This is a genomic window from Streptomyces sp. NBC_00400 (assembly GCF_036048035.1).
Taxonomy (GTDB): domain Bacteria; phylum Actinomycetota; class Actinomycetes; order Streptomycetales; family Streptomycetaceae; genus Streptomyces.
The window spans coordinates 5,067,303-5,087,379 of record NZ_CP107940.1; the positions used below are offsets into that span (position 1 = coordinate 5,067,303).

15 protein-coding genes and 1 tRNA gene are annotated in these 20,077 nt (G+C 70.7%); 5 read left to right on the forward strand and 11 right to left on the reverse strand.

What is annotated here, in order from left to right; translation table 11 throughout:
* Nucleotides 1–25: 25 nt before the first annotated feature.
* The gene (locus OHS81_RS22275; RefSeq protein ID WP_328386442.1) at nt 26–808 is read right to left on the reverse strand and encodes an ABC transporter ATP-binding protein; all 783 of its coding nucleotides are present in this window, start codon (nt 806–808) and stop codon (nt 26–28) included.
* A gap of 473 nt (nt 809–1,281) precedes the next feature.
* Here OHS81_RS22275 and OHS81_RS22280 point away from each other — a divergent pair.
* Nucleotides 1,282–1,363: transfer RNA gene (locus OHS81_RS22280), tRNA-Leu, on the forward strand.
* Between the two features lie 1,062 nt (nt 1,364–2,425).
* Nucleotides 2,426–3,640, forward strand: a complete 1,215-nt coding sequence (locus tag OHS81_RS22285; RefSeq protein ID WP_328386443.1) for a beta-ketoacyl-[acyl-carrier-protein] synthase family protein — start codon at nt 2,426–2,428, stop codon at nt 3,638–3,640.
* A 170-nt stretch (nt 3,641–3,810) separates the two neighbouring features.
* On the opposite strand, the gene OHS81_RS22290 is transcribed toward OHS81_RS22285, so the two are convergent.
* Both OHS81_RS22290 and OHS81_RS22295 read right to left on the reverse strand, forming a co-directional pair.
* Complete coding sequence (locus OHS81_RS22290; RefSeq protein ID WP_328386444.1) at nt 3,811–4,980, reverse strand: glycosyltransferase; 1,170 nt, start codon at nt 4,978–4,980, stop codon at nt 3,811–3,813.
* A complete protein-coding gene (locus tag OHS81_RS22295) occupies nt 4,980–7,826 on the reverse strand; it encodes a bifunctional glycosyltransferase/CDP-glycerol:glycerophosphate glycerophosphotransferase (protein WP_328391336.1) in 2,847 nt (948 codons plus the stop codon). The genes OHS81_RS22290 and OHS81_RS22295 overlap by 1 nt, the downstream gene beginning before the upstream one ends.
* Before the next feature lie 688 nt (nt 7,827–8,514).
* Here OHS81_RS22295 and OHS81_RS22300 point away from each other — a divergent pair.
* A complete protein-coding gene (locus OHS81_RS22300; protein WP_328386445.1) occupies nt 8,515–9,375 on the forward strand; it encodes a Bax inhibitor-1/YccA family protein in 861 nt (286 codons plus the stop codon).
* A gap of 144 nt (nt 9,376–9,519) precedes the next feature.
* On the opposite strand, the gene OHS81_RS22305 is transcribed toward OHS81_RS22300, so the two are convergent.
* A complete protein-coding gene (locus OHS81_RS22305) occupies nt 9,520–9,747 on the reverse strand; it encodes a DUF4287 domain-containing protein (protein WP_030088455.1) in 228 nt (75 codons plus the stop codon).
* A 98-nt stretch (nt 9,748–9,845) separates the two neighbouring features.
* Here OHS81_RS22305 and OHS81_RS22310 point away from each other — a divergent pair, with 98 nt between their 5' ends.
* On the forward strand, nt 9,846–10,205 hold the full coding sequence (locus OHS81_RS22310; RefSeq protein WP_328386446.1) for a hypothetical protein: 360 nt from the start codon (nt 9,846–9,848) through the stop codon (nt 10,203–10,205).
* Nucleotides 10,206–10,224: 19 nt separating this feature from the next.
* On the opposite strand, the gene OHS81_RS22315 is transcribed toward OHS81_RS22310, so the two are convergent.
* The 3 genes from OHS81_RS22315 to OHS81_RS22325 all read right to left on the reverse strand — a co-directional run bounded on the left by OHS81_RS22315 (nt 10,225) and on the right by OHS81_RS22325 (nt 14,367).
* On the reverse strand, nt 10,225–11,178 hold the full coding sequence (locus OHS81_RS22315; protein ID WP_328386447.1) for a hypothetical protein: 954 nt from the start codon (nt 11,176–11,178) through the stop codon (nt 10,225–10,227).
* A gap of 722 nt (nt 11,179–11,900) precedes the next feature.
* A complete protein-coding gene (locus tag OHS81_RS22320; RefSeq protein ID WP_328386448.1) occupies nt 11,901–13,121 on the reverse strand; it encodes an acetyl-CoA C-acetyltransferase in 1,221 nt (406 codons plus the stop codon).
* A 229-nt stretch (nt 13,122–13,350) separates the two neighbouring features.
* Nucleotides 13,351–14,367 (reverse strand): SGNH/GDSL hydrolase family protein, encoded by a 1,017-nt coding sequence (locus OHS81_RS22325; protein WP_328386449.1) that lies wholly within the window; start codon nt 14,365–14,367, stop codon nt 13,351–13,353.
* A gap of 197 nt (nt 14,368–14,564) precedes the next feature.
* Here OHS81_RS22325 and OHS81_RS22330 point away from each other — a divergent pair, with 197 nt between their 5' ends.
* Nucleotides 14,565–15,953 carry a cystathionine beta-synthase gene (locus tag OHS81_RS22330; protein WP_328386450.1) on the forward strand — a complete coding sequence of 463 codons (1,389 nt, stop codon included), beginning with the start codon at nt 14,565–14,567 and terminating at the stop codon, nt 15,951–15,953.
* 418 nt (nt 15,954–16,371) lie between these two features.
* On the opposite strand, the gene OHS81_RS22335 is transcribed toward OHS81_RS22330, so the two are convergent.
* The 4 genes from OHS81_RS22335 to OHS81_RS22350 all read right to left on the reverse strand — a co-directional run bounded on the left by OHS81_RS22335 (nt 16,372) and on the right by OHS81_RS22350 (nt 19,940).
* Entirely contained in the window at nt 16,372–16,785 is a 414-nt protein-coding gene (locus OHS81_RS22335; RefSeq protein ID WP_328386451.1) for a hypothetical protein, read from the reverse strand.
* Nucleotides 16,786–16,825: 40 nt separating this feature from the next.
* Entirely contained in the window at nt 16,826–18,247 is a 1,422-nt protein-coding gene (locus tag OHS81_RS22340) for a purine-cytosine permease family protein (protein ID WP_328386452.1), read from the reverse strand.
* A 221-nt stretch (nt 18,248–18,468) separates the two neighbouring features.
* Complete coding sequence (locus tag OHS81_RS22345; protein ID WP_328386453.1) at nt 18,469–19,026, reverse strand: cysteine dioxygenase; 558 nt, start codon at nt 19,024–19,026, stop codon at nt 18,469–18,471.
* The gene (locus OHS81_RS22350; RefSeq protein WP_328386454.1) at nt 19,023–19,940 is read right to left on the reverse strand and encodes an amidohydrolase; all 918 of its coding nucleotides are present in this window, start codon (nt 19,938–19,940) and stop codon (nt 19,023–19,025) included. Before OHS81_RS22350 ends, OHS81_RS22345 begins: the two co-directional genes overlap by 4 nt.
* Nucleotides 19,941–20,077: the final 137 nt, after the last annotated feature.

The following is a 20,077-nucleotide window of genomic DNA, read 5'->3' on the forward strand; positions in this document are numbered from 1 at the left end:
CCAAAGTTCTGGCGGCGGTTGCCGATCAGGTCGTACGACGCCGGTTGTCGAAGCCCTTCATGCGCTCCAGCACCGTGTCGGCGGTCGGGTCGGCGATGTCGTCGACGATCCGGCCGTCGGCGAGGAAGACCACCCGGTCCGCGTAGGAGGCGGCGACCGGGTCGTGGGTCACCATCACCACGGTCTGGCCCAGTTCGCGCACGGAGTTGCGCAGAAAGCCGAGGACCTCGGCGCCGGAGCGCGAGTCGAGGTTTCCGGTCGGCTCGTCGGCGAAGATGATCTCGGGCCGGGAGGCCAGCGCACGGGCGACCGCGACGCGCTGCTGCTGGCCGCCCGAGAGCTGGCTGGGGCGGTGCTTGAGGCGGCCGGCCAGGCCGACGGTCTCCACGACGCGGTCCAGCCAGGCGCGATCGGGCTTTCGGCCCGCGATGTCCATGGGCAGGGTGATGTTCTCCAGGGCGGTCAGGGTCGGCAGCAGGTTGAACGCCTGGAAGATGAAGCCGATCTTGTCGCGCCGGAGCTGGGTGAGCTTCTTGTCCTTGAGATCCGTGAGTTCGGTGTCGCCGATCCTGGCGGAGCCGCCGGAGATCGCGTCCAGTCCGGCCATGCAGTGCATCAGCGTCGACTTGCCGGACCCGGAGGGGCCCATGATCGCCGTGAACTGGGCCTGCCGGAACTCGACGGAGACCGCGTCCAGGGCGACCACCTGGGTCTCGCCCTGTCCGTAGACCTTGGTGAGGTCCGTGGCACGGGCGGCCGCCGCGGTGGCGCGGGGGGCGGTGGCGACGCCGGAGTGGTGGGTGGTCACGGGAAGGGGCTCCTGTCGGGACGAAGGACCTGGGATCCGCGACGGCCGTGAGAACAGCTGCCGCGGACGGAAGCGGACCTTTCCATCGTGGGACAGAGCGAGGGGCGCGGACGTCAACCCCTGTGCCCGTCCTGGGCCACACCTGGGAGGTAGCCGGGGAGTGCGTGTCATCCCTGGGGAGGAGCGGAACCCTGACGGGCGCTACTGCGCCCGGAGCGGCCGGACGGCCGGTGCCACGGCGGTGCCGGGGCTCGGAGAGGGCGTCGAGTTTCCGTCAATTCGGACAAGAAAATGCGTTGCGGGGTGTCCTGGCGAAGGTGGGCCTCAGGCATGTGCCCAAGGCCTGTACCCGGCACTGATGCTCCCTCAGTTGCCAATAAAATAAGACAACCTCGGGAAGAGCGGCCGATCCGTGTCGTGCGCTGCGGGCTACGCTCGTGCTGCCTCTTTGAGGTGGCATGGGGGGAGCCCAGGCCCGGATGGTGGAATGCAGACACGGCGAGCTTAAACCTCGCTGGCCTACGGGCCGTGCCGGTTCAAGTCCGGCTCCGGGCACCGCTCAACCGCAGCCTTGAGACCTTGAACAAACAACCATATAGATCCGAGGTCCCTGCCGCTCACCGGAACACGCCGGGAACGCAGGGACTTTGACGGTGTGGACGACGAGAGCCGCACGCGGAAAACCGCGCCGGAAATATCCCCGGTTGCCAAGTGAAGTGCCGCCATGGCGGTATCGGGCAAACGCCTCTGCCGCCTGCCTGTTCGTGCCCTGCTCGTACCGTGTTCGTACGGACCGCGCCGCCCGGGAACTGCTGAGAAGCCGTCAACTCGACTGACCGGCGGCGGTTTTCGGGAACGTGGGGCCGGCCGCGCCGGGCTGGGGGCGCCGCGCAGGGGCGGCCGACGGACGGGATGGCTTCCCCGCCTTCGTGGCACGGGCGTTCGTCTCGTACGGGCATCGGGGAACGAGCCCCGACGCATACCCAAGGTAACTTGAATATTGGATTTCCCTGCCGTCGGTGAGTGCGGATACCCGGCGCCGCGCACTTCCTCTCCGGTGTCATCCGACGGCCCGCCCGCTCCGATCCGAAAGTGTCATGCCACTTCTCTTGCCCGGGCCCGTTTTTGCTTCTTCGCGCCGGGGCGTGGACGACGAACGCGCCGTACGCCGGGGCGACCGCCGGGCTTTCGGAAATTTTGCGGCGTGAAAGAAAAAGCACCCCTTCGCCTTCGGATGCGAGGCGATGCGAGGCGAGGCGAGGCGATGCGGTGGCGGCTGCGCGCGAGGACGGGCGTCCCGCTCCGGCGTCCGAGGGCGGTCGGCGGATCCGAAAAGGGTGTGCGGACCGGATCCCCACCAGGCGTGCGTCCGCTTGCCGCGACCGGGCCGGAATGGGCGGGCGGAATGGATGCGGGGAATGGGCGGGCGGAGCGGGCGGGCCGGTCACGGCGGTTTTGCCCGGTGCTGAGAGCGTGCGCGTTGTTGTAGGAGAGTCACAACTTACCGTTGCTGAAATCGGTCCGCTCGGCCCCTGTTTGACCAGCGTATCGCTGAGATGATCTCTACGGGCCCGGCATGGGCTTTGTGCGGTTTCCATGAGGTCAGAGGAGGCGGAGATGACCGAGAACGGTCAGGTGCTGGTGACGGGTGTCGGAGCGATGACTCCGGTCGGCGCCGATGCGTCATCGTCCTGGTCGGGGCTGCTGGCGGGGAAGTCCGGGGTGCGCGCGCTGGAGGAGGAGTGGGCCACGGATCTCCCGGTGAGCGTCGCGGCCTCACTCACCGAGGATCCGGCCGCCGCGCTGCCGCGTACCCAGGCCCGGAAGCTGGACCGCAGCGAGCAGTTGGCGATACGCGCCTCGCGCGAGGCCTGGCAGGACGCCGGCGCGCCCGAGGTCGAGCCCGAACGGCTGGCCGTGGTCATCGGTACCGGCACCGGCGGTGTGCTGACCACCCTCGGCCAGGACGACCTCTTCGAGAAGTCCGGGGCGCGCCGGCTCTCGCCGTTCGCGGTTCCCATGCTCATGCCCAACGGACCGGCCGCCTGGGTGAGCATGGAGCTGGGCGCCAAGGGCGGGGCCAGGACGCCCGTCAGCGCCTGTGCGTCCGGTGCCGAGGCGCTGGCGATGGGTCTCGACCTGCTCCGCGCCGGGCGGGTGGACGTGGTGGTCGCGGGTGGCGTCGAGGCCTGTCTGCACCCGTTCACCCTCGCCGCCTTCGCCCAGATGAAGGCGCTCTCCACGCAGTCGGCGGACCCGGAGTCGGTCTCCCGTCCGTTCGATGCGGCCCGCAGCGGCTTCGTCATGGGCGAGGGCGCGGGAATCATGGTCCTGGAGCGCGCCGGGTTCGCCCGGGCCCGCGGCGCCACGGTGTACGGCACGCTGGCCGGCAGCGCCGTGAGCTCCAGCGCGAACCACATCACGGCCTCCGACGCGGCGGGCCAGGTCCACGCCATCGAACTGGCCCTGCGCGATGCGGACCTGGCCCCGCGGGACATCGGCCATGTGCACGCCCACGCCACCTCCACCGAGTCCGGCGACCTGGCCGAGGCCGAGGCGATCGGCCGCGCGGTGGGCACCCATGCCTCCGTCACCGCCACGAAGTCCATGACCGGCCACATGCTGGGTGCCTCCGGCGCGGTGGGCGCGCTGGCGGCCCTGCTGGCGCTCAGGGACGGCGTGGCCCCCGCCGTCCGCAACCTCGACACCCTCGACCCGAGGATCGACCTGGACGTGGTGCGGGGCGAGAACCGGACCGGCCGCTGGAACGCCGCGCTGGCCAACTCCTTCGGCTTCGGCGGCCACAACGTGAGCCTGGTCTTCACCACGTGACCACGGCAGGCTGCCGGCCGCGGCATGCACCGGCCCCCGAGGGCTGAGGAACAGGCACGCCCGCTACACGGGGAGGGGCCGCCACGGATCACGTGGCGGCCCCTCCCCGCGCGCAGTTGCCGGCTCCGCGCCCACGGGCGTCGGCGCCCTGCGGCGCGGGCGCCCGCGCCTCAGCGCTCCACGAGCGTGAACAGGTTCTCCCAGCGGCCGACGATCTCGTCCGTGGAGAAGCGCTGGATGTTCTCCCGGGCCGCTTCGCCCATGGTGTCGCGCAGGTCCCTGTCGGACATCAGGGTGTCGAGATGCCGGGCGAATTCGGTGATGTTGCCCGGGGGAGCGAGGAGGCCGTCCACGCCGTCCGAGATGATCTCGTGGACGCCCGGTGCCACGTCGAACGCCACACACGGCACGGCCGTCGCCATGGCCTCCATGGGGGCCAGCGGGAAGCCCTCGCCGCGCGAGCTGAGGGCGAAGACCGCGCTCTCCCGCAGCGCGCCCGGCACCTCGGACGTCCGGCCCATCCAGGCGACCGTGGCGGCGACTCCCAGGTCCGCGGCCTGCTTGCGCAGTGCTTCCTCTTCCTCGCCGGAGCCGTAGATCCGCAGCGTCCAGTCGGGGTGCTGCGGTGCGACCTTGGCCCAGGCCTCCAGCAGGAGGTCCACGCCCTTCTCCTCGTGGAGCCGGCCGATGCTGACCACACACTTGCGGGAGCGGTCCGAGGGGACCTCCGGGAAGAACGGCAGCGGGTTCGGCATGAAGCCGACATTGTCCATCCGCTGCCGGATCCAGCGGTCGGCGTCCTCCCGGGTGAGCGTCAACATCCGGTCGACGTTCGCGTAAAACCGCTTGACCCGGCCGAAGCGCGACGACTTACGGCAGGTTTCGAAGGATTCATGGCTCATACCGATCACGCTCAGACCCGCGGTGTCGGCCAGTGCCACCCACTCCATCGCCCACACCTGCGTGACGATCACCACGCCGCCCGGCTTCGCCGCCCGGAACAGCGCGCTCATCTTGTCCGCCTGCTCCTGCATACCGGCCTCGCGGGCGGCGCGGCGGCGCTGCTCGACGAGGTTGAGCCTGCCCTTGAGGCCCCGCGGGGGGCGGACGGAGGGCGGGTGCGCGGAGTAGAGCGTGGTGGTCTTGAACGGCAGGTCGGCCGCCAGCTCGTGGACCCGTCCCTCCGGGGGCGGCACCACGCCGACGAGGTGCACCCGGTGGCCCCGCTCGCTGAACAGGCGCGCCATCTGGTGCGACCAACTGGTGACGCCACCCACCTCGTTGACGCTGTTGGAGACGAAGAAGATGTCCCGCGGCTCGGCTGCGTACGACTCGGTCATCAACGGCTCCACTGCGCGAAAAACTGATCGACGATGCTCTGGGCGGCGTTGCCCTGGTCGTATTCCCCGAACTTGGCGACGAATTCCTTGCGGCTCTCCGCGTATTCCGCGGACTGCGACTCGAAGGCCTTGATCGCCTGGTGGAAATCGTCCTCGGTGCGGACCACCGGGCCCGGTGCGTGCTCCAGCAGATCGAAGTAGGTGCCACGGCCCTCGTGCACATACTCGTCGTAGTCGTAGGTGAAGAACACCAGCGGCCGGTCGAGCAGCGCATAGTCGAACATCACCGAGGAATAGTCGGTGATCAGCCCGTCGGCCAGCTCCAGCACCGGGGTCACATCGTGGTGCGCCGATACGTCGATGACCCGGCCCTGCACGGTCGGCGGCAGCACCACGTGATTGAGGTAGTGCGAACGCACCAGGAGGACATAGCGGTCGCCGAACCGATCGGCGAAACGCTCCACGTCGAAGGGCAATTCGAAGCGCCCGTGCCGGCCGCCGGCCTTACGGAACGTCGGCGCGTAAAGCAGCACGGTCTTGTCGTCGGGAATGCCCAACTTGGCGGCCAGCGGCCCGCGTTCACGCACGCCCCGGTCCGCCTCCCGCTGCCGGGCGCGCACCAGCGCATCATTGCGCGGGTACCCCACCCGCAGCAGGGTCTTCTCCTTGAGCCGGAAGGCCCTGGCGAGGGTGTGCACATCGTGCTCGGAGCGGATCAGGAACCGGTCGAAGCGGTCCAGCGAACGCTGCTGCTCCGCCTGCTGCTGCCGGGTCTGCGCCTTCAGCGCCGGCTGGTCGAAGCCCATGTTCTTCAGCGCCGAGCCGTGCCAGGTCTGGAGATAGGTCGTCTCCGGGCGCTTGGTGAGCTTGAGCGGGTAGCTCTGGTTGTCCACCCAGAACTCGGCCTGGGCCAGCGCCTTGAGGTAGGGCAGCGACCAGCGCTTGACGAGCGTGGCGTCCTTGGGGAAGCCCTTGGGGGACCCCGCGTACGACCAGATCGCCTCGAACTCCAGGCCCTGCCGGCGCATCTCCTCGTAGAGGGCGCGCGGACTGTCGCTGTACTGCTTGCCCAGGTGGCTTTCGAAGACCACCGTGCGCTTCTTGACCGGCAGCCTGCTGAACACCTCGTGATAGGCGCGGATCTTGTTGTCGCCCGAGAGGACCTTGCCGCGCAGCGCCTTCGCCTTGCGGTAGCCGGTCTTGGCCAGCGTCCCCGGCTTGCCGTGCACCCCGAGGCTGATCAGTTCCTGTACGCGCTCGGCCTTCTGGCCCTCGCTGACCAGCCGGAATGCCAGATGCCCCTTGGCCGAGACATGCGGTTCGAGGTGGTCGGCGACCATCCGTGTCAGCCGCGGCCGCACCGGCAGCGCCCCGGACAGCGCGGTGTCGGCGACGGTGAGCCGGCTCGTGGTGCGCACGCCGTCCACCTCCAGGTGCAGCCGTACGTCCCAGATGGTGTCGACGATGCCCAGCGGGCGCAGCTTCGCGGTGAGGTCGGCGACGGCCGCCCAGTGGATGGCGTCCCCCTCGTGGCGCAGCTCCTGCACCGGGAAGTGGAAGGACTGCAGGCTGCGCCGCCGGGCACTGAACTCCAGCTCGCCCTTGAGCCGCGCACCGGGCGGGATGACGCCGAGCGGGTTGGTGATCTCGCCGGTCAGCGAGACGGCCCGGCCGGACTCGCCGAAGCCGGTGAGCTGGTTGCGCAGGAACAGCTGGTTGACCGGCTTCTCGTGGTAGCCGATGTCGGTCACGTCCAGCACGCCGCGCCCGAACGCATCGTCGAAGTGGCCGCCGCACCAGTAGATCCGGCCGTCGTGCTCGGCGAGCGGCGAGGAGAGCTTGGTGCGGTTGATGAGCGTGTCGACCGCCGGGATCAGGCCGGCCCAGTCACCCTGCTGGAGCAGATACGCACAGATGGCCTGTATCGGCTGGACGTGCTCGTACGCCTCGGGAGCCACGCCGGCGAGGTATTCCCGGGAGAGCTCGGCGAACTCCCGGCGGTAGGCCTCGTCGCGGAACGGCAGATCCCGCAGATGCAGCACCAGGTCGTGCTTGAGGAATTTGATGTCCTTGGCGAGCTTCATCTCGGTGAGCCCGCGCTCCGCCAGCATGGCGTCGATCCGCTTGTGGACCTCCAGCCGGTGGACGTAATTCCGCATCTCGTGCCGTCGGTTTGTCACCGACTTCACGGCGCCCTGCGTGTAGACATTCCAGAAATAGACCTGATTGGGGATCAGGGTGATGCGTTCCGCGGCGAGGTAAGCATCGGCGATAAAGAGCAGGTCCTCGTAGAACAATCCCTTGGCGAAGCGGAGATTGTGTGCCATGAGGAATTCACGCCGGTAGCACTTGTTGGTGGAGAGGGTGTCCCACACGAACAGGTCCGGAAATTCCGTTACGGAATCGATGGTCCGGGTGGTGGAGTACAGCCAGGAATACCACTCGTCCCGCTTCTGATTGCGGGTGTCCACATGCAGTCGTACACACTGACCGGAAACGATATCGGAGCCGGTTTTCTCGGCGGCCTCCAGCATATTCCGGCACGCATTGGGTTCCAGGACGTCATCGCTGTCCAGGAACATGACGTAGCGGCCCCGGGTGTGCTGGATGCCGGCGTTGCGCGGCTCGCCGCACCCACCGCTGTTCTCCGGCAGCTGGAAGGCTCTGGCCCGCCCTGGATGATCAGCGGCGAGTCGCTGCGCCACTTCGAAAGAACGGTCGGTGCTGCAGTCGTCGACGATCACCACCTCGACGTCCCGGAGCGTTTGATCCAGCACGGACTGAACCGCGGTCGGCAACCGGTCGGCGTCGTTGTAGACGATGACGACTACTGAGACGTCAGGCACAGGCACCTCAACCCTCTTTCGCTACTGTTTCCCGCCAGAATAGCCCTGTCTGCACCCCCGGATTACAACCGATCGCGTCCATAGCGCTACGGACGGTGAGTCGTGGGAGAACGGTGAGGGGTACTCCGGCGTTCGGATCTTGACCATGCGTCAGCCCTGCAGATCCACCCGCCGGGGCAGGATCCGGCCGCCAGGGAAGACGGGTCCCCCTGTGAATCGGTTGCCTGCCGTGTCATGTGAGGTCCGTTGCGATCAGACATTTATCGGATTCCGCGCGAAGCGGCCCGAGGGGAGTCCCCGGGCCGCAGACGGAAATGGCAGTTCGGGCACGGGCGGTCTCCCGCGATGACAACGGACGGCAACAAGAAGGCAACAAGAGAGCGGCAAGAGCGCGGCAAGAGCGCGACGAGACACGGCAAGAGCACGGCAAGAACACAGCAAGAGATCGAATATCCGGAATGGCGGGGGCGGAGAGAGGCGGCGGTGTAGCGGCAGGGCCGCCCGGCCGGTCGGATGCCGCCTGTCCGGGCCCGCTGCGGGCACCTCTGCGTCCTCTCGAACGTCCTCCTCACGGAGGAGGTGTCCGGGCGGGTTCGGGGAAAGATCCTGCTCAAGAACTAGCGACGCCCCTTTGCCAAGCCATTACGCTTGCCGTCGAGGCCGCGCAGGGCGGCCATGGAGGAGTGAGATGAGGAGCAGCAACCCGGTCTTCTCGCGACGGGGGTTCAGCCGCGCCACCGGCTACGCGGGCTTCAACGCACCGCCGCAGGCCGGGGCCGCCGCGAACCCGTACGCCGGAGCCAACCCCTACGCGCAGGGCGGCAACCCCTACGCCCAGGACCAGCAGCAGGTAACCCAGGCACCGCCGCAGTACAGCCCGCAGACCCGTCCGATGACGATGGACGACGTCGTCATGCGCACGGGCATGACGCTCGGCACGCTCCTCGTGGGCGCCACCGCCGGCTGGCTCTTCCTGACCGGGAGCCTCGGCTTCGCGTTCGGCGCAGGCCTGGTCGCGATGGTGCTGGGCGTCATCCAGTCCTTCAAGCGCACGCCGTCGCCCGCACTGATCCTCGGGTACGCGGGGCTGGAGGGCCTTTTCCTCGGGGCGCTCAGCGGCTTCATCAACGACCTGCCGCAGCTGCACGGCGCCCCCATGCAGGCGGTGCTGGGCACCATGGCGGTGTTCGTCGCCATGCTGGTCGCCTACAAGACGCGGATCGTCCGGGTCACCGCCCGGTTCACCCGCTTCGTGATCATCGCGGGCCTCGGCTTCTTCCTGCTGTCGATGGTCAACGTCCTGTTCATGGTGTTCAGCGGGAACGAGGGTCTCGGCTTCCGCAGCGGCGGCCTGGGCATCGCCTTCGGCGTCGTGGGCGTGGTCCTCGGCGCGCTCTTCCTGGCGCTGGACTTCAAGCAGGTCGAGGACGGTGTCGCCTACGGCGCGCCGCGTGAGGAGTCCTGGCTGGCGGCGTTCGGCCTGACCACGACCCTGGTGTGGATCTACGTGGAGATGCTTCGGCTGATCTCCATCCTCCGGGGCGACTGACCCCGCACGACGCCGCCGCACAAGGCGCCGTACGCGGCCTGCGCGCCGCACGAAGGGCCCGTGGGCATGGTGCCCGCGGGCCCTTCGGCGTGGTGAGCGAGGAGTGTCCTGAGCCGGACCGGGGCCGGGCCCCGTCACCGCGGATCAGAACTTGCGCGCAGCGCGCCTGAGGTCGTGTTCATGGACAATTGCCTTGGCATGGCCGTAGGCGAGATTGTGCTCGCCACGGAGCCAGCTGACCTTTTCGTCGAAGCGGAAGAGAGCGGGGCCTTCCTCAACGGTGCGGAGCCAGTCGGAGATTTCCCGGCCGGTGCAGTGCGGGATACGGGAGAGCATGTTCCGGTGGGTCTCTTCTGAGAAGAGCTGAGACATCGGCGCCTCCGGACGCGGTCGATGCTGGTTCTTCAGCCCACCGTGCCTGAGCGTTCGGGCGTTGGCAACCACCCCGGGGTGGCGCATAGGCTCACGGCGTGCTTGACGTGACCCCCTTGCAGACCGCCGTGGACGCCCTCGCCGACCGGCTCCGATCGCTGCCGCAGAGCAGGCTCCACCAGGGCGCCGCGGCCGAAGGCCTGGCACTGGCGCGGCAGTTGGCGACCCGGGCGCAGCTGATCGAGCGGCCGGGGGAGCCCCCGCGGGAGCTGCCGGACGCCGGGGTGTTCGCGGCCGGCGACCAGCTGGCGGTGGCCGGCCACGATCTTGTCGAGGCGCTGCGCGCCGCCGCGGTGCGGATGGCCGGCGCAGCGGGGGATTCTGACGCGAAAAGGGCCCCCGCCGACGAACTGGCGGAGGCCGTGCGATGCGTCCGGGCGGCGGCGGAACGCTGCTGACGCGGACCGCCGCGCCGGGTCAGAGCGAGGCGATGACGCGGTCGGCGAGGATGTAGACGCTCTCCTCGCGGCTCTCGCCCCAGGAGAAGGTCAGCGCGTACGCGCCGGAGATGCCGGAGCCGCCCAGCAGCACGGGCGTGTGCCCCGCGTGCAGTGCGCCGGCCACGCGCTCCGCGGTCTCGCGCTGCCCGGGGGTCAGGCAGAGCGTGGTGCCGTCGGTGAAGACATAGACGTCCAGGGTGCCCAGCGGGCCGGGGCGGACATCCGCGAGCGGGGTCGCCAGCTGCGCCAGTTCCTCCAGGCGCGCGACGGTGCGCTCGTGATCACTGATCACCGGGGACGGCGAGAAGTCGGGGTGCGAGGGGTGGCGCCGGCGCGCGGCGGCCAGCTCGGCGGACTCGGTCTCCTCGACGGGCTCCAACTCCGGCGCGTCCAGGGCGTCCATGGACTCCAGCGCGTCCATCGCCTCCAGGGCGTCCGGGCCCAGCAGCGGCTCCAGTCCGGCCAGGTCCGCCTGGCGGGGGAGGAACGGCTGGGTGTCGAACCGGTCGGTGTCCTGGCGCTCGGGCAGCTCGCGCTGGTCGGTGCGGCCGTCGAGGAGTTCGTCGCCGAGGCCGGCGAGGCCGCCCAGCAGCGACGGGGCGTCGGCGGCGTCCCTGGCCTCCTGCGCGGCCCAGAAGGCGCGGGCCTCGGCCAGTTCGCGTTCCCGCTCCTCGGCCAGGGCATCGGCGACGGCGGCACGTATGTCGGCGAGCGGGGTCTCGGCGGCAGGGGTGGCGCGAGCGGCCGGGATGGCCGCCGCGGCCGGGTGCACCGCCGCGGTGCTCGCGACGGCGTCCTGCCGGGCCGCGCTGAGCTCGGTGTGCAGCTCGGCGAGCTGGCGGCGCAGGGCGCGGGCGGTGTGCAGGGCGGCGGCGCCCAGCGCCACGGCGACGACCGCGGCCAGCAGCAGGACGAGGGTGGTGACGCTCATGCCGAAACCTCTCTTCGTTCGGTCCCGCACGGGCGAGACGCGCACCCATGGGTGATGCGCCCCCGGCCGGTGGCCGAGGGGATCCCCGGGTGACGCTCGCTCATGCGTCCTCCCCACTTCGCTCGGCGGCCCTCACCTCTTCGCACGGGCCGCGCATCGGTACGTGGACTTCCCCCGGCCTTCGGTCGGGGTGACCCCCTTGATGCGCTCGCTCACGGGATCACTCCTGGTAGCGCCTCGCTCACCGGCGTACTCCCGTTAGCAGAATGTTCTCCGACTTCCTACATCAGGCTGCCGGTGGTCGGCGACCGCTCCGGATGCACTATGTCCCGAAAAGGAGGGGAGCCGGGGGCTCGTTCGCCCGGGCGAACCCCTGTTGACCTGCAAGAACGCCTCTCCCCCAGGGCGTTGGTCACAATCCTGGGGGAGATTGGGTCGCGATCTCGTTAACGAGTGGCGCAGGTCACGCCATGTCGCCGCCCGTGTCCGGACGACAGCGATGGGTGTGCGCCGGGCGGTAGTTGGTCCGTTTTGTCGCGCTCCCTTGTGAGCGGCGCGAGGGCGGGCGCATGCGCTCGCGCGCGGGCCCGGACGCCACCCTCTGTTACGACTCGGGTCAGCTCAGCCGCGCGTGTTCATGGTCGCGCTGAGCTTCGCTTCCGCTGCGGGCAGGTGCCGGGGTACTCGTTCCTCGCGCCCCGACCCCTACCCTCCGCTGCAGCTCAGCTCAGCCGCTCGATGACCATCGCCATGCCCTGGCCGCCGCCGACGCACATCGTCTCCAGGCCGAACTGCTTGTCGTGCCACTGGAGGGAGTTGATGAGGGTGGTGGTGATCCGGGCGCCGGTCATGCCGAAGGGGTGGCCGACGGCGATCGCGCCGCCGTTGACGTTCAGGCGGTCCAGGTCGATGCCCAAGTCGCGGTAGGACGGGATCACCTGGGCGGCGAACGCCTCGTTGATCTCGACCAGGTCGATGTCGGAGACCGAGAGGCCGGCCCGCCGCAGCGCCTGCTTGCTGGCCTCGACCGGGCCGTAACCCATGATCTCGGGGGAGAGGCCGGAGACGCCGGTGGAGACGATCCGGGCCAGCGGGGTCAGGCCCAGCTCGCGCGCCTTGGTGTCGGACATGATGACCAGCGCCGCGGCGCCGTCGTTCAGCGGGCAGCAGTTGCCGGCGGTCACCAGGCCGTCGGGGCGGAAGACCGGCTTGAGGCCGGCGACGCCCTCGACGGTGACGCCGGCGCGGGGGCCGTCGTCCTTGGCGACGACCGTGCCGTCGGGCAGCGTGACCGGGGTGATCTCCCGTTCCCAGAAACCGTCGTTGATCGCCTTCTCGGCGAGGTTCTGGGACCGGACGCCGAACTCGTCCATGTCCTGGCGGGTGACGCCCTTGAGGCGGGCGAGGTTCTCCGCGGTCTGGCCCATCGCGATGTACGCGTCCGGGATCAGGCCGTCCTCGCGCGGGTCGTGCCAGTCGGCGCCCTCCTGCTCGGCGCGCGCCGCGGTACGGGCCTCGGCGTCGGCGAAGAGCGGGTTGTGGGTGTCCGGCAGGCCGTCGGAGCTGCCCTTGACGCTGCGCGAGACGGTCTCGACGCCGGCCGAGAGGAAGACGTCGCCCTCGCCGGCCTTGATGGCGTGCAGCGCCATGCGGGTCGTCTGGAGCGAGGAGGAGCAGTAACGGGTGATGGTGCAGCCCGGGAGGTGGTCCATCCCCATCTGGACGGCCACGATGCGGCCGAGGTTGTGGCCCTGCTCGCCGCCGGGAAGGCCGCAGCCGAGCATCAGGTCGTCGATGTCCCTGGGGTCCAGCTCGGGGACCTTGGCGAGGGCGGTCTCGATGATCTTCGCGGTCAGGTCGTCCGGCCGCAGATCCTTCAGCGAACCCTTGAAGGCGCGGCCGATCGGGGAGCGGGCGGCTGAGACGATCACGGCTTCGGGCATCACACGGCTCCAAGTGCGCGGGAAATGGGCGGACTGTGAGGGAAGTTACCTGCACGTAGTGCTGAGGTCACGGGGTCCGCGCTGTGATGCGGGCCTCTTTTCTAAGCGGGCGCTTATAGGAACGGCCAGGGGCCGCGGGGTATTCCCCCGCGGCCCCTGGCCGGAGGGTGTCCCCCTCGCCGGCCGCTGGTTTCCGACCGCCGCCCGGGGTGTGCCGGACGGCCGCCCGTCACGGGGTGACCGAGGACGGGTCCGTCGGCTCCGGCGCCGGCAGCTGGCGGCGCCTGCGGTGCTTGAGCAGCGCCCAGGGCGCACGACGGGAGGCGGTGACCTCCGTGCCGCCCTCGGCGGCCGCCTCGGCGGCCGCCTGCGCGACCGGCAGCAGACCCTCGCCGCGTGCGGGCTCCGGCTGCTCCTTCTCCGGCCACAGGCCGAGCGAGGCACACAGCGTCGGCAGCAGGGCCATCGCGGCGGTGGCATAGCCCTCGGCCGAAGGGTGGTAGTTGTCCGGCCCGAACAGCTCCCGTGGGCGCGCCTCGAATTCGGGGCCGAGCAGATCGCCGAGCGAGACCGTACGGCCGCCGCTCTCGACCACCCCGATGGTCTGGGCGGCGGCGAGCTGCCGGGAGAGCCGCCGGGCCACCCAGCGCAGCGGCTGGTAGACCGGCTCGATGGTGCCCAGGTCCGGGCAGGTGCCGACGACCACCTCGCAGCCCGCCGCACGCAGTGCACGCACCGCCTCACAGAGATGGCGGACGGACTGTGCGGGCGGCATCCGGTGGGTGACATCGTTCGCGCCGATCATGATGACGCAGACGTCCGGGGTCTCGGTGCCGTCCGCCAGCATCAGCTCCACCTGGCGCGCCAGGTCGTCCGACTGCGCGCCGGGCAGCGCCACATTGCGGAAGTCGACGGGCAGCTCGGAGAGCGCGGCCAGGCCGGAGGCGAGCAGCGCGCCGGGAGTCTGGCGGGCGCGGTGGACGCCCTGGCCCGCGGCGGTGGAGTCGCCGAGGAAGCCGAGCCGCAGCGGCGGGCGGTCGGTGAGGTGGTCGAAGGCGGCGCCGTAACGGCCGTCGGCGCACGGCGGAATGTCGCTGGAGCCGCCGACCGTACGGCGCGCCAGCCGGACCTCGGTCAGCAGCACGCCGACGGTGGCCACCCCGAGCAGGCCGATCCCGCCGCCACCGAAAGCGGCAGCGGTCGCGATCCGCCGGGCCACTCTGGCCCTGGACATCGTCATCGGCATGGGCCGGGCACCTCCCCGCGCACTGCGGGCGCGCCCTGGCCACGGGGGCCGGACGCGCTCTTGAATCGGCAAGAACTCCTACAACAGGGTGTTGCCCGTTCCTGCACGGAACGCAACGCATCCCTCCTCTAACGGACCCGGGCAATAGGCTGGCCGCACGGGCGCAGGAGAGCGTGCCCCTGACCGCGGAGACCACCGTGCAGTTTTACGATTCGATGATTGAGCTGGTGGGCAACACCCCGCTCGTGCGGCTCAACAACGTCACTCGAGGGATCCAGGCCACCGTCCTGGCGAAGGTCGAGTACTTCAACCCCGGCGGGTCGGTCAAGGACCGGATCGCCGTGCGGATGATCGAGGCCGCCGAGCAGTCGGGTGAGCTGCAGCCCGGCGGCACCATCGTCGAGCCGACATCCGGCAACACCGGTGTGGGCCTGGCGATCGTCGCCCAGCAAAAGGGCTACAAGTGCATCTTCGTCTGCCCGGACAAGGTGTCCACGGACAAGATCAATGTGCTGCGTGCCTACGGTGCCGAGGTGGTGGTCTGCCCGACCGCCGTCGACCCCGAGCACCCGGACTCGTACTACAACGTCTCGGACCGGCTGGTGCGCGAGACGCCCGGCGCCTGGAAGCCGGACCAGTACAGCAACCCGAACAACCCGCGCTCCCACTACGAGAGCACCGGTCCCGAGCTGTGGGAGCAGACCGGGGGGCGGATCACCCACTTCGTGGCGGGTGTCGGCACCGGCGGCACGATCAGCGGCACCGGCCGCTATCTGAAGGACGCCAGTGACGGCAAGGTCAAGGTGATCGGCGCCGACCCGGAGGGCTCCGTCTACAGCGGCGGCTCCGGGCGCCCGTATCTGATCGAGGGCGTCGGCGAGGACTTCTGGCCGACCGCCTACGACCGCACCGTCGCGGACGAGATCGTGGCGGTCTCGGACAAGGACGCCTTCCAGATGACCCGGCGGCTCGCCAAGGAGGAGGGCCTGCTGGTCGGCGGCTCCTGCGGGATGGCCGTGGTGGGTGCGCTGGAGGTCGCCGCCAAGCTCGGCCCGGACGACGTGGTGGTCGTGCTGCTGCCGGACAGCGGCCGCGGCTACCTCTCCAAGATCTTCAACGACGAGTGGATGGCCGACTACGGCTTCCTGGAGGAGGGCGGCGCCGCCGCCCGGGTCGGCGAGGTGCTGGAGCACAAGGAGGGCGCGCTGCCCTCGCTGGTGCACATGCACCCGGAGGAGACCGTCGGCGAGGCGATCGAGGTGCTGCGCGAGTACGGCGTCTCGCAGATGCCGATCGTCAAGCCGGGCGCCGGGCACCCGGATGTGATGGCCGCCGAGGTCGTCGGCTCGGTCGTCGAGCGCGAACTGCTCGATGCGCTGTTCACGCAGCGTGCCTCGCTGACCGACCCGCTGGAGAAGCACATGTGCCGGCCGCTGCCGCAGGTCGGCTCCGGCGAGCCGGTCGCCGATCTGATGGCGGTCCTGGAGAACGCGGACGCGGCGATCGTCCTCGTCGAGGGCAAGCCGAAGGGCGTGGTGAGCCGGCAGGACCTGCTGGCCTATCTGGCGCGCGAGGCCGGCAAGTAGCAGCGGGACCCGGCGGCCGGGGCGTGGGGCGGTGACGTCCCGCGCCCCGGCCGCCGTCCCGTTCCGCACCTGTCACGGCGTCAAGCGGACGTCAGGAAACGGGGCGTCGCCGCAAGGTGTACGTATGCGTCATGTGCTCGCAGCACGGGCTTAACACGCGTCGGGCAGATTGATGTCACGGCGACAAGGACCTCCGGAGCGGCTCCCGGACCTCCACCGTCGCCACCGGATGCGACGACCGGCTTCACCCCGGAACGCGTCCCGTGCGGGGACCGCCGTCGTCCCGCCCCCGGCAGTGCCGGGGTGCGGCGGTCCCCGCGCCATCCGGCTCCCGCCGAAGCCTTCGGACCTGGACCTCTGCGGTCTTCGGACGCCTGCGGCTTCAGGCACGTGCGGCCTTCAGCCCCCCCCGCGGTCTTCAGTCCCTTGCGCCGTCGCGGCGGTCCGTGCGTGAGCGCACCAGCCTGTGCAGGCCGCCGCGCTGTACGGCGTTGACGCCGACGATCCCGGCCCAGCACATCAGCAGTCCCGGTTGCCCGGCCTGGCTCGCGGCGATCGCGGACAGCGGCACGGCCAGCACCAGCGAGAGCGCGGCGAGCCCGAACCGCTCCCAGGAGACCGGGCCGCCGCCCCCGGGGCGCGGCGGCCGGGCGCCGCGGGCCACCTGGACCTGCTGTTCGGCGAGTTGCCGCCGCACCCGCTGGTCGACGCTCCGCTCCAGCTTCTCCAGGAAGGACTCCAGGAGTTCGGACTCGTACTCCGGCCCCAGTTCCTTGCGCGTCTGGAGGGTCGCGTCGAGTTCCTTGCGCAGCTCGGGGTCGTGGGTCGCCATACCGCGAGAATACGGACGCCGGGCGGGCGGCGCGGTAGGGCTAGCCCCCCGATCCGGCCGGATTCCGGATGTCCTGGGGCGCTTCCGGCGCTTCCGGCGCTGCCGTGCGGGCGGTGTCGCGGCGGGCGGTCAGCCAGTACAGGACGGCCGGTACGGCGAGCCCGACGAGCCAGGAGATATCGGCGCCGCCGAGCGGTGCCACCAGCGGGCCGGTGTAGAAGTGCGTGGCCAGGAACGGGAGCTGGGCGAGCACCCCGAGGACGTAGACCGCCAGCGCCCGCACGTTCCAGGCGCCGTAGCGTCCTGCGGGGTCGCTGAGCGCCGGGATGTCGTAGCGCTCCTTGGAGATCAGGTAGTAGTCGACGAGATTGATCGCGGACCAGGGCGTGAAGAAGGTCAGCAGGAAGAGCAGGAAGTCCTTGAAGGACGTCAGGAAGGAGTCCTTGCCCAGGAGGGCGACGGCGGTGCCGGCCACCATGATTCCCGCGATGTAGGCGGAGCGGCCGCGCGGGGTGAGGGTGCGCTGCCCGCGGAAGCCGCTGACGCTGGTGACCAGCGACATGAACCCGCCATAGGTGTTGAGGATGTTGATGGTGAGTTTGCCGAGGGCGATGACGAAGTAGAGGAGCGAGGCGATCAGGCCCGCGCCGCCCAGGCCGACGATGTAGCTGACCTCGTGGCCCACGAAGGCCGCGGGCGCCGCGGCGGCGGCCAGCGCGCCGAAGGTCATCGACCACTGCGAGCCGAGCACCGAGCCGGACAGCGTCCACCAGAACGTGGCGCGCGCCGAGGTGTGCCGCGGCAGGTAGCGCGAGTAGTCCGCGACGTACGGGCCGAACGCCAGCTGCCAGGAGGCCGAGAGCGAGACGGCGAGCAGGAAGACCGGCAGCGCGAAGCGGTGGTCGGCGAGGAGCGTGCCGAGGTCGGTGCGCTGCAGCAGCCGGATGCCGAGGTAGACGAAGGCCAGGGCGCAGACCAGGCCGGCGACCTTGCCGAGGGTGTGGATCAGGCGGTAGCCGACGGCCGCGGCCACGGCGGTGACCGCGGCGAAGAGGACGATCCCGGGGGTCTCGCCGAGGTGTGTCAGCTCGCCGACCGCCTGCCCGGCCAGCACGCTGCCGCTGGCGAAGAACCCGATGTACATCACGATGACCAGCGCCAGCGGGACCACCGCGCCGCGCACCCCGAACTGGGCCCGCGAGGTGATCATCTGCGGCAGTCCGAGCCGCGGTCCCTGGGCGGAGTGCAGCGCCATCACCGCACCGCCCAGGAGGTTGCCGAGCAGCAGCCCGATCAGCGACCAGAAGGCGTTCGCCCCGAAGACGACGGCCAGCGCACCGGTGATGACGGCGGTGATCTGGAGGTTGGCGCCCAGCCAGAGCGTGAACTGGCTGACCGCGCTGCCGTGCCGTTCGTCATCGGGGACGACGTCGATGGAGCGCCGTTCGACCACACCTGCCATGAGTCCGCCTCGCGTTGCCGTCTGTATGGATTCATGCAGGATCGATGGCGGTGAATGGAAGGTCAATAGGTGGGAAGTAATTCGTGGTGACGGGCCGGTGCGGGCGGGGCCGGGCGGGTCCGGGCAGGTCCGGGTGGGTCCCGCCGGCGCCGGCCCGCACTCCGGCCGCCGGGCACCGGGCCCCCGGCCGCCGGAGCGCCCGGAGCGCCCGGTCCGGCCGTTCAGGCCGCGGTCGTCCCGTCCGTCGGCCGCAGCTCGTCCGCGTAGGAGACCGAGACCCGTCGCATCAGGCCGTCCTCGGTGATGTCGTACTGGCCCAGCCGCCACAGCGGCGGCGAGTAGGCGTGCACCGACACCGCATCGTCGCTCGCCCCGGTGAGCCGGTGGATGTGGTCCGGGCCGAAGGAGAAGGAGGAGCCCGCGCCGACCGCGGTGGCCAGGTGCTCGCCGCCGATCCGGGGGTTGGACTCGGTCAGTACGCCCTGGACGACACGGACCGCCCCGGAGGAGAGGTCGTGGTCGTGCCAGCCGGTGTCGTTCTGCCGGGTCCAGCACAGCAGCCAGACATCGACGAACTCGTCGCGGTGCAGGGAGGCGTAGTGGCGCTCGGTGTCCGAGAAGGCGACCTGTTCACGCCACAGGTCCGGGCGGGTGGCGAGCGCTTCGACCAGGTCCTGCAGCTCGCGCTTGTCGAGGTTGCGCTCGGGCAGTGCGGTGAACGGCTCCTCGCCGTCGGGGACCTCTCGGGCGGTGGCGGCCGGGGAGGTGCGGTACGTCATGGGCGGGCTCCTTTCGTCGGGCCCAGCAGGCGGGCCGGGTTGGCGGTGCGCAGGGCGTGGACGGCGGCCTCCGCGCCGAGGTCGGGGAGGACGGGGTCGGCATAGGGGCGGTCGCTGCCGCTGACGACGACGTCGATGCCCGCGGCCCGGACGACTGCGTCGACCGCACGGGTCCCGTACGAGGACGTCTCGTAGAACGCCCTGCAGTCCACCCGGCCGCGCTCCCGGCCGCCGCCGCGGGCGACCAGCCGTTCGCCGTGCAGCGGGGCCAGGCCGGCCAGGGCCGCGAAGCAGACCCGCAGGTCCGGGTGGCGCGGCCGGCCGAAGGCGCGGAAGGCGAACCACGAGGCGTGCAGTTGCTGGAGGTAGGGGACCAGGGCGGGCCACCAGGCGGGGGCGTCCTGGTCCGCGGACGGGGCCGGGCCGGGGTGGACGAACAGCGGTGCGTCCCGCTCGGCGGCGGCGTCCAGCAGGGGGGCGCAGCGGGCCCACCCGGCGGCGTCGAGCAGGGCGGTGGCGGGCAGTTGCAGCCCCACGCAGCCGCGGGCCAGCTCGCGCCGCAGTGCGCCGGGGTCCGGCTCGGGTGCGGACAGGCAGGCCGAGGCCCAGACGCCGAAGGGGGCGGGCAGGTCCAGCGCGCCGTCGTGGAAGGCGGCGAGCAGGGGTGCGGCCTCGGCGGGCGGCAGGTATTCGATGCCGAGCGGGCTGGAGAGCGACACCAGGGCCAGATCGAGGCCGTCGGCACGGGCGAGCCGGGCGCGGGCCGCGATGTCGTGGTCGGCGGGGTCGACGGCGTACGGGGGCTCGCCCGGCAGGTGCAGCGTCCAGCCGTCCAGTCGCGGCGGCGCACTGCGGGACCGCAGCAGTGCGAGGAAGCCGGGCGGCCAGAGGTGCTGGTGGACGTCGGTGGGCACGAGCCTCCCTCGGGGTGCGGGGCGGTGGCCGTGGGCGGTGGGGCGGTGGTGCGGGGCGGCGCGCGCGTCGTGACCCGCGCCCCGGACCGCTTGCCCAGCCGTGCACTTAACCGCTTCACTGATGCGTTTAAGTGAAG

Excerpts from the sequence above, each read along its gene's own strand:
- OHS81_RS22320 (WP_328386448.1), bottom strand. The coding sequence starts at position 13,121 with ATGCCCGAAGCCGTGATCGTCTCAGCCGCCCGCTCCCCGATCGGCCGC.
- OHS81_RS22335 (WP_328386451.1), bottom strand. The coding sequence starts at position 16,785 with ATGGCGACCCACGACCCCGAGCTGCGCAAGGAACTCGACGCGACCCTC.
- OHS81_RS22340 (WP_328386452.1), bottom strand. The coding sequence starts at position 18,247 with ATGGCAGGTGTGGTCGAACGGCGCTCCATCGACGTCGTCCCCGATGAC.
- OHS81_RS22285 (WP_328386443.1), top strand. The coding sequence starts at position 2,426 with ATGACCGAGAACGGTCAGGTGCTGGTGACGGGTGTCGGAGCGATGACT.
- OHS81_RS22290 (WP_328386444.1), bottom strand. The coding sequence starts at position 4,980 with ATGACCGAGTCGTACGCAGCCGAGCCGCGGGACATCTTCTTCGTCTCC.
- OHS81_RS22345 (WP_328386453.1), bottom strand. The coding sequence starts at position 19,026 with ATGACGTACCGCACCTCCCCGGCCGCCACCGCCCGAGAGGTCCCCGAC.
- OHS81_RS22305 (WP_030088455.1), bottom strand. The coding sequence starts at position 9,747 with ATGTCTCAGCTCTTCTCAGAAGAGACCCACCGGAACATGCTCTCCCGT.
- OHS81_RS22315 (WP_328386447.1), bottom strand. The coding sequence starts at position 11,178 with ATGAGCGTCACCACCCTCGTCCTGCTGCTGGCCGCGGTCGTCGCCGTG.
- OHS81_RS22325 (WP_328386449.1), bottom strand. The coding sequence starts at position 14,367 with ATGCCGATGACGATGTCCAGGGCCAGAGTGGCCCGGCGGATCGCGACC.
- OHS81_RS22300 (WP_328386445.1), top strand. The coding sequence starts at position 8,515 with ATGAGGAGCAGCAACCCGGTCTTCTCGCGACGGGGGTTCAGCCGCGCC.